The 11,048-nt window shown below is 35.5% G+C and carries 12 protein-coding genes; 11 read left to right on the forward strand and 1 reads right to left on the reverse strand.

The genetic code is table 11. From position 1 onward, the window contains the following. From NGR58_RS09205 to NGR58_RS09255, 11 genes are all read left to right on the forward strand, one after another. Positions 1-261, forward strand: a 261-nt coding sequence (locus NGR58_RS09205; RefSeq protein WP_258089219.1) for a hypothetical protein, incomplete at its 5' end; no start/stop codon positions are given. Between the two features lie 261 nt (positions 262-522). Further along, a complete protein-coding gene (locus NGR58_RS09210) occupies positions 523-1,656 on the forward strand; it encodes a serine hydrolase domain-containing protein (protein WP_258089220.1) in 1,134 nt (377 codons plus the stop codon). A gap of 394 nt (positions 1,657-2,050) precedes the next feature. Beyond that, on the forward strand, positions 2,051-2,863 hold the full coding sequence (locus NGR58_RS09215; RefSeq protein ID WP_258089221.1) for a YveK family protein: 813 nt from the start codon (positions 2,051-2,053) through the stop codon (positions 2,861-2,863). After that, positions 2,863-3,606, forward strand: coding sequence for a CpsD/CapB family tyrosine-protein kinase (locus tag NGR58_RS09220; RefSeq protein ID WP_258089222.1), 744 nt, complete (start codon positions 2,863-2,865; stop codon positions 3,604-3,606). Before NGR58_RS09215 ends, NGR58_RS09220 begins: the two co-directional genes overlap by 1 nt. After that, positions 3,603-4,373, forward strand: coding sequence for a tyrosine-protein phosphatase (locus NGR58_RS09225; protein WP_345791609.1), 771 nt, complete (start codon positions 3,603-3,605; stop codon positions 4,371-4,373). The genes NGR58_RS09220 and NGR58_RS09225 overlap by 4 nt, the downstream gene beginning before the upstream one ends. A 24-nt stretch (positions 4,374-4,397) precedes the next feature. Next, complete coding sequence (locus NGR58_RS09230; protein WP_407077159.1) at positions 4,398-5,333, forward strand: NAD-dependent epimerase/dehydratase family protein; 936 nt, start codon at positions 4,398-4,400, stop codon at positions 5,331-5,333. Positions 5,334-5,346: 13 nt separating this feature from the next. Next, positions 5,347-6,003, forward strand: a complete 657-nt coding sequence (locus NGR58_RS09235) for a sugar transferase (protein WP_258089225.1) — start codon at positions 5,347-5,349, stop codon at positions 6,001-6,003. Further along, positions 6,003-7,094, forward strand: a complete 1,092-nt coding sequence (locus NGR58_RS09240; protein WP_258089226.1) for a glycosyltransferase family 4 protein — start codon at positions 6,003-6,005, stop codon at positions 7,092-7,094. Before NGR58_RS09235 ends, NGR58_RS09240 begins: the two co-directional genes overlap by 1 nt. A gap of 20 nt (positions 7,095-7,114) precedes the next feature. Next, positions 7,115-8,290 (forward strand): CDP-glycerol glycerophosphotransferase family protein, encoded by a 1,176-nt coding sequence (locus NGR58_RS09245; protein WP_258089227.1) that lies wholly within the window; start codon positions 7,115-7,117, stop codon positions 8,288-8,290. Between the two features lie 17 nt (positions 8,291-8,307). Next, entirely contained in the window at positions 8,308-9,537 is a 1,230-nt protein-coding gene (locus NGR58_RS09250; protein ID WP_258089228.1) for an O-antigen ligase family protein, read from the forward strand. A gap of 28 nt (positions 9,538-9,565) precedes the next feature. Next, positions 9,566-10,531: a glycosyltransferase family 2 protein gene (locus tag NGR58_RS09255; protein ID WP_258089229.1), complete on the forward strand. Its 966-nt coding sequence runs from the start codon at positions 9,566-9,568 to the stop codon at positions 10,529-10,531. A gap of 305 nt (positions 10,532-10,836) precedes the next feature. Here the strand turns inward: NGR58_RS09255 and NGR58_RS09260 are convergent. Continuing rightward, positions 10,837-11,048, reverse strand: a 212-nt coding sequence (locus NGR58_RS09260; protein ID WP_154815691.1) for an integrase core domain-containing protein, incomplete at its 5' end; no start/stop codon positions are given.

Raw genomic sequence — 11,048 nt, forward strand, 5'->3', positions numbered from 1 at the left:
TTGATTGTGCATCTCAACAAGAGACTGCTTAAATTCTTTTTTGTATTGAATCATATTAAAAAATGCTCCTATGCTATTAGTTTACAGGGCAGAAGAAAATCTGTCCGTAAATCTAGCATAAGAGCAAAAGATCAGCTCCTAAAAGATGGGTTTGTGGTAAACACCATTTTAAAGGAAGCTGATCTTTTTTGTCCGAACAGCGTTCGGATTAATTTTACAATCTACCTAATTAGTTTTAATATTTTTAAGTTGATATTATAACTTAATGAATTATCTAATAAGAATTGGTTGATATATAGCTGATACGAATAAATGACGATGTTCGGTAAAGAATATTGCTATTATATAGAAGTGAAAAAAGAACTGTAAAAACTTGATCATTCTTGTTGACATTAATTGTTACAACTATGTAACAAGACTTGAATTCAAGTTGTTTGGTGTATACCATTATGTTATAGTTGGATAGATGATGTATATTTTTATGATTTTTTTATGAAGATTGCAGTGATGGCGGAGGTGTGCATGAAATATAAAGCAGGACGAATCGTGGCAGTCTTACTGGTTTTATTGATAATCGTCGGTGGTGGGGCTGTGGCAGCAATTTATCAAAAAAACAGTCTAGCTCACGTTTATTTTCACAAGTTGACTGATAAGACGGAGAAAACAACGCCAATGGCAACAACGGATAAGACTGCAAGTTCTACCATTGATGAAACAAAGCTGAAAGCGCAATTGAAACGGCTCCAGTTTGTCGGTAATGTGGCGGTGATTCAGGATGGCAAGTTGGTCTATCAACAGCCATACGGACAAGATCCACAAAAGAATACCAAGACGGCGACGACGGAGTACCAAATCGGAGCGCTACAAAATACGCTGACTGCGGCAGCCGTGATGCAGTTAGTCAAAGATGGCAAGTTGGATCTGACCACACCGGTAAGCAAATATTATCTATTAGATAATGCCGATGCTAGTGTCACGGTAGGCAGCCTTTTGGAAATGACTTCTGGCTTGACGTTGGATGTTTTACCGGCTAGCGAGTTAAACAAAGACGTGATCGCATGGAATTTAGCGAATGCCACTGTGACCACAACAGGTCAGTATAATTTCCAGACAGTCAATTATGCGTTACTTTCTGGCATTATCGCGCAAGCCTCTGGTGTATCCTACCAGAAATTCATTAAGGACACGCTTTTGCAACCAGCTGGGGTCAAACATACAGGCTTTGTCACCAGCGCCGCGGTACAATCTAAGTTAGCCCCATCATTCACTTATGATAAGGCTAGTGACAGTGCTTCAGCGGTCACGCAAGACACACTTTTCCAAACGATGAATGATCAGTTAGGCTCAAAACAGCTCTATACCACAGCTAGCGATATGGCACTGTTGACTCATTACATCACCAGTAGTAGTTTTGTCGGTGAAAAGTACATGCATCAAGGGGCCATCGCCAAAGCGGGGACTGCCTATACTGGACGGTTGACTATTGATGGCAGCCGGTTAGTCAGTCGAGCTGACTTTGCTGGTTACCACAATGCGCTAGCCTTTACCGAGGATGGTAAAACTGGTGTCGTATTGCTAAGTAATTATAAAAAAGATGGCAGCTTAAGTGATACGGCGAAAGCCATTTTGAAACTGGTGCAAAAAACGACTAATTAATCGCACAAAAGGCACTATTTGCGAACGATTATTCGGAAATAGCGCGACACGGTATGTCACATGGTAATTAACATTCATTTTTACGTGTTTGTCATGAAACTGTTATGTAAACAAACTATAATGACAGTGAATTAAACAGTAAGTTTAATCAATGATAGTGCTTATTAGAAAATATAAAACAAAAAGAAACTTGTTCGGTAGGTAGCCGAAACAAATCAAAAATTTAAATTTATGCTCTGCATAAATTATCCCGTCATCTATGTATGATCTGGTCATATTTCTTGTGGGACTTTTTAGCCACAGGGATGGTCACCAACTGTAACATCTAAAATCCATTAGTAGATTTAACTAATGGATTCACCTTAAGAGTGTGTAAATAGGAGGAGCTTTTTAAATGAACGAAACGAGCCATTCAGAGGCAACCCTGAGTATTGAAGATATTCTGTTGACGTTGCGCAAACATTTAAAGATCATTATCGGATCAACGATCATCGTAACGTTATTGGCGTTCGTCGTGACGTTCTTCGTGATGACACCTAAATACCAATCGACAACACAATTATTGGTTAATCGTAAATTAGATGCAAGTGAACAAACGGCTGCCCTGCAACAAAACCAGGCTGATGTGCAAATGATCAGTACTTATAAGGATATTATCACTAGTCCAACGATCTTGAAAGACGTCGCTAAGACGGTGGGTAATGGACAAACGGTTGGTAAGTTAAGCAGCGAAATTTCGATCAGTAGTCAAGAAAACTCGCAGGTGTTCTCAGTCGACGTTAAAACGACCGCCCCCCAAGAAGCGGCTAAAATCGCTAACGTCACGGCACAGACTTTCCGTAATAAGATCAAATCGATCATGAGTGTTAATAACGTTTCGATCGTCTCCAAGGCAGCGGTCAATGAATCACCAGTTTCACCGCGGTTACCATTAAATATTGCCATTGGGTTCGTGCTCGGCTTGTTAGCCGGAATTAGCTTGGCCTTCTTAAATGAAGCGTTGGATAAAACGGTTAAGGATGAAGCCTTTTTGGCTGAAGCAGGTTTGACCAGCTTAGGGATTGTTTCGGAAATTTCAGACAAAGATATTAAGAAGCGAGCCTCTGCTGGACAACAACACGGTCAACACGGGCATCATACGCGGGTTGCGGAAACAACCGATGAGTTGCCGCCGCGTAGTGCAGAATTACGACGGAGGGTGAACTAATGGCTTTATTTAAAAAGAAAAAGCAGTTGGATTCGAGCAGTATGAAAAATGGGGTCGGGTTGATCACCGTAACCAAGCCATCCTCTTCGATTGCCGAACAGTTCCGAACGATTCGGACTAACGTTCAGTTCTCTTCTGCTGATCGGCAATTGAAAACGCTGCTCTTTACGTCCGCTGATTCTTCAGAAGGTAAGTCAACGATTAGTTCTAACGTAGCCGTAACTTGGGCGGATCAAGGGAATAAAGTCCTGTTGATCGATAGTGATCTACGCCGGCCAACGGTTGCGCGCTCTTTTCGCGTTTCTAATAGTCAAGGGTTAACCACGATTTTAACGGCAAAACAGGCGAATTTAAGTGAAAGTATTCATGAGACTGAAGTACCGAATTTGTACGTTTTACCAAGCGGTCCGGTGCCACCGAATCCGTCTGAATTACTTAACTCCTCGAAAATGGATCAATTACTGAAAGTCTTAAAAGAACAATTCGATATTATTATTCTGGACGTACCACCAGTTAATAAGGTCACCGATGCACAAATTCTAGCAAGTAAGGTTGACGGCGTGATCTTGGTGGTTCCCCAAGGTATTGCTATTAAAGGGGCTGTTTTACGGGCGCGCGACTTACTCAAAAAGGTGAACGCTAACCTGATCGGTGCCGTACTTAACCGCGTGACAGATGCAGCTTCTGGCGGTTACTACGGTGGGTATTATGGTGGGTATTACGGAACGGATGATAAGAAATGATCGATCTACATTGTCATATCTTACCGGGATGTGATGATGGGGCGCATACCATGGCTGATGCTTTAGCCATGGCCCAAGTGGCTGTAGATAATGGTATCAGTCATATTTTGGTAACGCCACACCACATGGACGGCAAATATACCAATCATAAGGCTGACGTGATTCAGCGGACTGCAGAATTTCAGGCGGCGTTGGATGAAACTAAAATCGATTTAGTTGTCTTCCCAGGGCAAGAAGCACATATCAATGGTGACTTAATGCAAGCCATTAAAAATGATGACGTATTGTTCGCTGACGAAACTAATCGCTACCTGATGTTGGAACTCCCCCATAGTGAGGTGCCAGAATACACGAACCAAATGATTTTTGAATTACAAGCAGCGGGTATCACACCGGTGATCGTTCATCCGGAACGGAATGACGGTATTCAAAAGAAGCACGAGTTGCTCTATGATTTTGTAGCTAGCGGTTGCTTGACGCAAATTACCGCTAGTAGCTACTTAGGCGTGTTCGGTGATAAAGTGGCTGACTTTACGCAACGGATCATTGATGCCGGCTTAGGCTTTGTTTTCGCCTCTGACGCGCATAACCTGAGAGGCAGAAATTTCCGCATGCAGAAGGCGTTCGCTAAGCTGGAAAAGCATAATGGGACGGAAATGGTCACTTGGATGCAAGATAACGCTAAAAAGATCATTAATGGCGACGACTTAGAGCCAAGTGAGTACCACCATATTAAAGAGAAGAAAAAATTTTGGTTGTTTAGATAATAGTTGAATTTGGAGGAAAGACAATTGAATAAAGATTTAGTGACCGGTGGTGCCGGTTTTATTGGGTCAAACTTAGTTGATCAGTTAGTACAAGATGGTGATGAGGTCATTGTCGTCGATGACTTATCGATGGGCTTAGCAAGTAATATACCCACTTCACCTAAAGTGACTTTTTATGAACATAGCATTACTGATCATGGCTTTATGAAAGACTTATTACTCGAAGAACAGTTTGACTATATCTATCTATTGGCAGCCATTGCCAGTGTTGCTGACTCAGTTGCGCGACCATATGAAACACATCAAATCAACCAAGAAGCAAATATTTTTATCTTAGAGACCATTCGCGAAAATAAATTACCTATTAAAAAAGTGTTGTTTACTTCGTCAGCGGCAATCTATGGCAATAATCCAGAGCTACCTAAGCACGAGGATTCGACGATTGATCCGTTGACACCATACGCAATTGATAAGTTCGCAACTGAGCGGTTTGTGATCGATTACGGCAAGTTATACAACATTCCGACGGTGGCAGTACGGTTCTTCAATGTTTATGGACCACGGCAGAACCCTAAATCACCTTATTCTGGCGTGTTGTCGTTGATCACACAAGCGGCAAAACTCCAATCGGCCTTCACGATTTTTGGTGATGGTGAACAAACGCGGGATTTTGTATTTATTCAAGACGTCATTCAGGCGTTAGAATTATTGTCTAAAAAGAGTGAGGTTATCCATCAAGTATTTAATGTTGGTGCGGGCCAACATACTAGCCTTAACCAAGTAATTAAGGTTTACGAACAAATCATCAACCGCGACTTACAGATTATTCGTAAACCAGAGCGTACCGGCGACATTAAAAATTCTTATGCTGACATTAATAGTTTGCGGAAAATTGGTTATCAACCACATTATGATATTTCGACTGGGTTAAAGTTATATTGGGAATCGTTAACGGATTAGGGGGAGTTTTATTATGGGAAATCAAGTCATTCATACCGAAACAGTGAATGAATACGATTTTGTTACCAAGCTAGATCAGCCTTTTTTTAGTTTTTATACACCATTCAAACGGCTGTTCGATTTAATATTTTCCTTAATTTTAATGATTCCAGCGTCAATTATTATCTTAGTCTTTATGGTTTTAGTGAAAATAGAGACACCAGGGAAATGCTTCTATACCCAAGAACGGGTCGGTTTAATGGGACAGACAATTAAAGTGACCAAATTGCGCTCAATGTATAATGACGCTGAAAAGAAATCTGGTGCAATGTGGGCACAGAAAGAAGATGCACGGGTCACACGTGTTGGTCATTTTATGCGTAAAACACGAGTTGATGAATTACCACAATTATGGTCAGTTGTGAAAGGCGATATGAGTTTGATTGGACCCCGTCCAGAACGACCAGTATTTACGCAACAGTTTAGTGAAGATATTGAGGGATTTGAACAACGTTTATTGGTGAAGCCTGGTTTAAGCGGATACGCACAAGTTCATGGTGGTTATGATGATACACCAGCACAGAAATTAGAAAATGATATGTACTACATAGAACATTTCAGTATTACTACTGATCTGGCAATTTTCTTTGAAACACTTCGCGTGGTGGTAACTGGGGATGGAGCTAGGTAATGAAAATAATGTACTGTATTACTCGTTCAAATTGGGGTGGCGCTCAAGCTCATGTATTTGAATTAATTAAAGATCAGATTAACAGAGGCAATGAGGTTTCTTTAGTTATAGGTGAAAAAGGTGATTTGTTTAATAGGGTAGCTGAGCTTGAACAAGTTCAGCTTATTTACTTTCCCTATCTACAAAGATCATTAAATTTAAGGCTTGATGTTCAAGCAATATTTAAATTACATAGATTAATAAAAAAAATTTCACCTGATATTTTGCATCTTCATTCCTCAAAGGCAGGGGCTATTGGACGGCTAGCAGCTAGAGGATTATTTTGTAAAGTTATATTCACCGTGCATGGCTGGGCATTTACTGAAGGTGTTTCTAAATTGAGATCTTTTGTATATAGATATATTGAAAAAATATTATCAAACTATACGGATAAAATTATTTGTGTTTCTCAGTATGATTTAAATTTAGCTATGAAAATGAAGGTAGTTAATTTAAAAAAAACAATTGTTATTCTTAATGGTGCTGAAGAAACATCATATGTAGAATCGAACTCAAGTAATAATAAAATGATTTTAACAATGGTAGCTAGATTTGATACCCAAAAAAATCAAGAATTGCTAATTAAATCTGTAGAATCTATAAAAAGTAATCCATTCATTATCCAATTTATAGGAGAAGGACCAACAAAGAAAAATTGTGAACAGTTAGTTCATCAATTGGATTTGAGTAATAATTTTAAATTTTTAGGGTTTAGAAAAGATGTACAGAAGATTTTAGACGGTAGTGATGCATTTATTCTGATTACTAATTATGAAGGACTTCCAATAAGTATAATTGAAGCTCTTCGAGAAGGGCTGCCAGTAATTGCTAGTGATGTTGGTGGAATAAATGAAATGGTCCGAGAAGATTATAACGGATTTTTAGTGAATAACGGTAAGGGTTCTATTGATATTAATAATGCAATATTGACAATGATAAAAGATAAAGAAAAAAGAAAGTACTTTGGAAACAATAGTAGATATATTTTTGAACAAAAATTCACCTTAAAAAAAGAATTGGATGCAGTTAACACTGTATACAAAACTATTTAATCAGTACAAAGGAAAAATTGATGAAGAATAAGATAATAAAAATAATTAAAAAAAGTAAAATAATATATCTTGGTTATTATTACTTATTTAGCTTTGTTTTAAAAGTAGTTAGTTTATTTATTAAAATAGATAAAAAGACTATATTATTTGAAAGTCTTGCGGGGAAAAATTTTGATGATAGTCCGCTTTCCATATTCAATAGTATAAAAGATGACCCATATTTTCGCGAATATAAGTTGATTTGGATACTTAATGAACCTGATAAGTTTTCTATCCCTGGAGCAATTAAAGTTAAAAATGATAGTTTGAGATTTTTCTATTATGCAATGAAATCGGGCATATGGATTGTTAATACATCTATTGAGAGAAGGCTGTCTTTTAAAAGAAAAGGGAACTTTTGTATTAATACTTGGCATGGCACACCATTGAAGCGAGTCGGAATAGATATTGATTCAAAGCAAAATTTATTTAGATCGAAAACGCAACTTCCAGCAGATTTATTTTTAGTTCAAGGAGATTATGAAAAAAAGATTTTTGGTAGAGATTATAGAATACCGGAACGTGTATTCAGGAGTACTGGTTTACCCAGAAATGATATTTTAGTGTCGAAAAAGAACACTGGTATCAGAAGGAGTGTTAGAAATACTTTAGGAATTGAAAATAGATTTGCAATTTTATATGCTCCAACATTTCGTGAATATAGCAACAAGGTAGGTGCTATAAAATCAGATCAATATATTAAAATTAAAGGATTGCTAAAGCTTCTACCAGATGATTTTGTTGTCTTATTTAGAGCACATTCAGAAGTGGAAGAAGTTATTAACGGTAATGCATTAATTTCTAAGTTAATAAATGTATCTAAATATCCGGTTTTAAATGATTTAATTATCGGATCGGACTTATTGGTCTCTGATTATTCAAGTATTCTTTTCGACTATGCAATAACTGATAAACCGATGATTGCTTATACAGATGATTTTGATGAATATCAAAATTCTAGAGGCATGTATTTTGACGTGCGTAATGAATTGTTGGCGACAGATAATCTAAAGGATTTAGCTACTTTAATAAAACAGCAATCTAAGAACTCTTTTAGTCAAGAAACTCATAATTTTAAGAATAAGTTTATAGATTTCTATGGCCATGGAACGGATTTAACAAAAAAAATAATAATCGATGAATTGACTAATAGGTAATTTAAAAGGAGTCCAAAATGCTGGAGCTAGAAAATGTACATTATTCTACGTACAGAAGAATATTATTTTTGATGTTAGGCGCAAGCCTATCGTTTTCAAAAATAATTTTAGGTATGAATGTATCTATATCTGATGCTATTATTTTACTAGTATTGTTGTATCTACTGAGTCAGCATAGATTATTTTTTATTAAAGTTGAATTATTAATGCTGTATGTCATAATCTACAAGCTCGCGGTATCATTATTTATTATTCCCAACATATTAAATGTTAATTCAATATCAGCTAGCTCCATCATAAAACTGGTGATTGTCTTTTTATATTTTTTTATAAGTATTTGTTTTGAAAAAGGTGAGATACTACTTGTTCTTAAAGGTTTTATATATTTTAACGTTATAATTGGTATAATTGGCATACTCATTACATTTCTAAATTTGGAGTCAGTGTTTCCATTTCTAATAGGAAGTGAGAGATATATAGGATTAATGAATGATCCTAATTATTACTCTTTAATTCAAGTTCTCTCATTAGCAATTGTATCTTCGCAATCACATGAATTTTGGCATAGTAGAATATTGATTTTTGTATTGATTGTTTCTGCATTGTTATCTGGGTCTAAGACATCATTATTAGTATTACTGATTTTTTTAATATTTGCGCTAATTAAATACAGTATTGATTTAATTAAGAGCAGAAAATTTTTACACTTGATTACTTTTTTGCTTATTATAGTGTCGTCTAGTTCGGTAATGATTTTAGCACAAGATTTTTTTATAAATATTATTAATAAAATAGCCTCAATGAGTTTTTCCTTATCTAGAATCCTAACATTATTTGCAGGAAATGCACTTAATTCTGGTGGATCAGATCGATTAACGGTTTGGTTAAAAGCATTAAGTGTTATAAATAAAACTTATGGATTTGGCATCGGGTTTGCTGATTACACTGAAGTTACTAATAGTTTATCTGGATTTGGTATTGTTGCTCATAACACTTATCTTCAATTAATAGCTGAATGGGGAATTATATTTGGCAGTATATTTATATTGTTATGTTTAATTGTAATGTTAAAAAACTTATATAGTAAACGATATTTAGGATTTACGATTGGACTTTGTTTGGCAATATTCTATATTTATTTTTTTGATTTATCATTAAATAATTCTAAACCCTTTTGGTTCTTTCTTGGATTAGCTTTTTCACTTGATGTTAGAAATCATGATGGAATCAGGAAAAACTTGAACTAAATTAATTTGATTGAGGAAGGTAACTGCTATGGATAATGAACTTGTTTCAATTATTGTTCCAATATATAATGTGAGTAGTTTTTTAGAAAAGTGTGTGGAAAGCATACTAAATCAAAGTTACTATAATATTGAAATTATTTTAGTTGATGATGGATCTACAGATGGTTCAGAATACATGTGTGATAGGTATGCATTAAATCACTCAAATGTTAGTGTTTTTCATAGACCAACTCTAGGTCCTTCCGCGGCAAGAAATTTTGGAATTGATAAGTCTAGCGGAAAATATATTTTATTTGTTGATTCAGATGATTGGATTTCAAAGAATCTAATAGAAAAATCTTTAAAAAAAATGAAATCAGATAATGCAGATATAACGATGTTTGATTTTACGCCAGTAAGAAAGGCTAGCGTTGATTTTGGCTTCATTAAAAGAAGCTTTCCAGAGCATGCTATTGACGGATATAAGGTATTAGAATTATTATTTTTGGGGGCTATTCGTCCGTATGTTTGGACTTCATTGTATAAAAAAAATATATTTACTAATATTCGTTTTCCGGAAAATCGAAATTATGAAGATTTGGCTATCGCGTATAAACTATTCGCTGCCGCTAATAAAGTTAACTTTATACATGAAAAACTATATTTTTATCTACAAAGGGATAAGAGCATAACACATACAATGAATCCTGCTGATTATTATTCACTTTTAAATTTTGATTCTGAAATAGATGAGTTTCTTTCAGAGAATTTTCCTGATTTAAAGGAGAAGGCGATATCGTTCAGAATTCAGCGATTATTGACTGCGCTACGAATAACAATATTGCTAGATGATTCGGAAAAATATAAAAACATAAAGCTACATTTATCTAAAGTTTTTAAACTTAGGAGTATTCGCTACATTACTCGAAAGCAATTTATAAAAATAATTTTAGTCAAACTAGGTATTTGGCGATTGGTTATGAGAAAAAAATATAAAGAATTAATTGTACAGTGAATTTTGTTTTTAGATGGTAATCAATCACATACATTAGTAATGTAGAAGTAATATGGTAAGAATTGGAATAGTAACAATATTTGATAATAATAATTATGGGAATCGACTACAAACTTATGCTCTACAAGAAATGCTTAAAACATGTGGCTTTCAAACTGTAACATTTCGTAATTATTATAATAAAAAATCGTCTAAATTTTTAAATTATATAAAGAGAAGTAATTTATTCTGGAATTTACGTACAATCTTTTTTAAGAGTGAGGGAAAACAATATGCTCCTATGTCAATAAATGGCACATCTTTTTCTAAACACTCGTTCTAATTCTGTCGGAATTAAACCAACTGATGTAATTTGAGGTTCGGATTACCAAGTCCTCAAAATTGGAAAAAGTTGTTTGAAAGGCAAACTCTCTCTTCAACAATGAGTGAAAAGCTTCAATTGGCCCATTATCATAAGGATAACCTTGTTTTGAGTATGAGTGGCTAATCTGATGCCGTTCAAGTAAAGTTTCAACTT

Origin of the sequence: Weissella fangxianensis, assembly GCF_024718545.1 — a bacterium.
Classification (GTDB): Bacteria; Bacillota; Bacilli; order Lactobacillales; family Lactobacillaceae; genus Weissella; species Weissella fangxianensis.

Coding starts and splice junctions, on each gene's coding strand:
- NGR58_RS09210 (WP_258089220.1), top strand. CDS start 523: ATGAAATATAAAGCAGGACGAATCGTGGCAGTCTTACTGGTTTTATTG.
- NGR58_RS09215 (WP_258089221.1), top strand. CDS start 2,051: ATGAACGAAACGAGCCATTCAGAGGCAACCCTGAGTATTGAAGATATT.
- NGR58_RS09220 (WP_258089222.1), top strand. CDS start 2,863: ATGGCTTTATTTAAAAAGAAAAAGCAGTTGGATTCGAGCAGTATGAAA.
- NGR58_RS09225 (WP_345791609.1), top strand. CDS start 3,603: ATGATCGATCTACATTGTCATATCTTACCGGGATGTGATGATGGGGCG.
- NGR58_RS09235 (WP_258089225.1), top strand. CDS start 5,347: ATGGGAAATCAAGTCATTCATACCGAAACAGTGAATGAATACGATTTT.
- NGR58_RS09240 (WP_258089226.1), top strand. CDS start 6,003: ATGAAAATAATGTACTGTATTACTCGTTCAAATTGGGGTGGCGCTCAA.
- NGR58_RS09245 (WP_258089227.1), top strand. CDS start 7,115: ATGAAGAATAAGATAATAAAAATAATTAAAAAAAGTAAAATAATATAT.
- NGR58_RS09250 (WP_258089228.1), top strand. CDS start 8,308: ATGCTGGAGCTAGAAAATGTACATTATTCTACGTACAGAAGAATATTA.
- NGR58_RS09255 (WP_258089229.1), top strand. CDS start 9,566: ATGGATAATGAACTTGTTTCAATTATTGTTCCAATATATAATGTGAGT.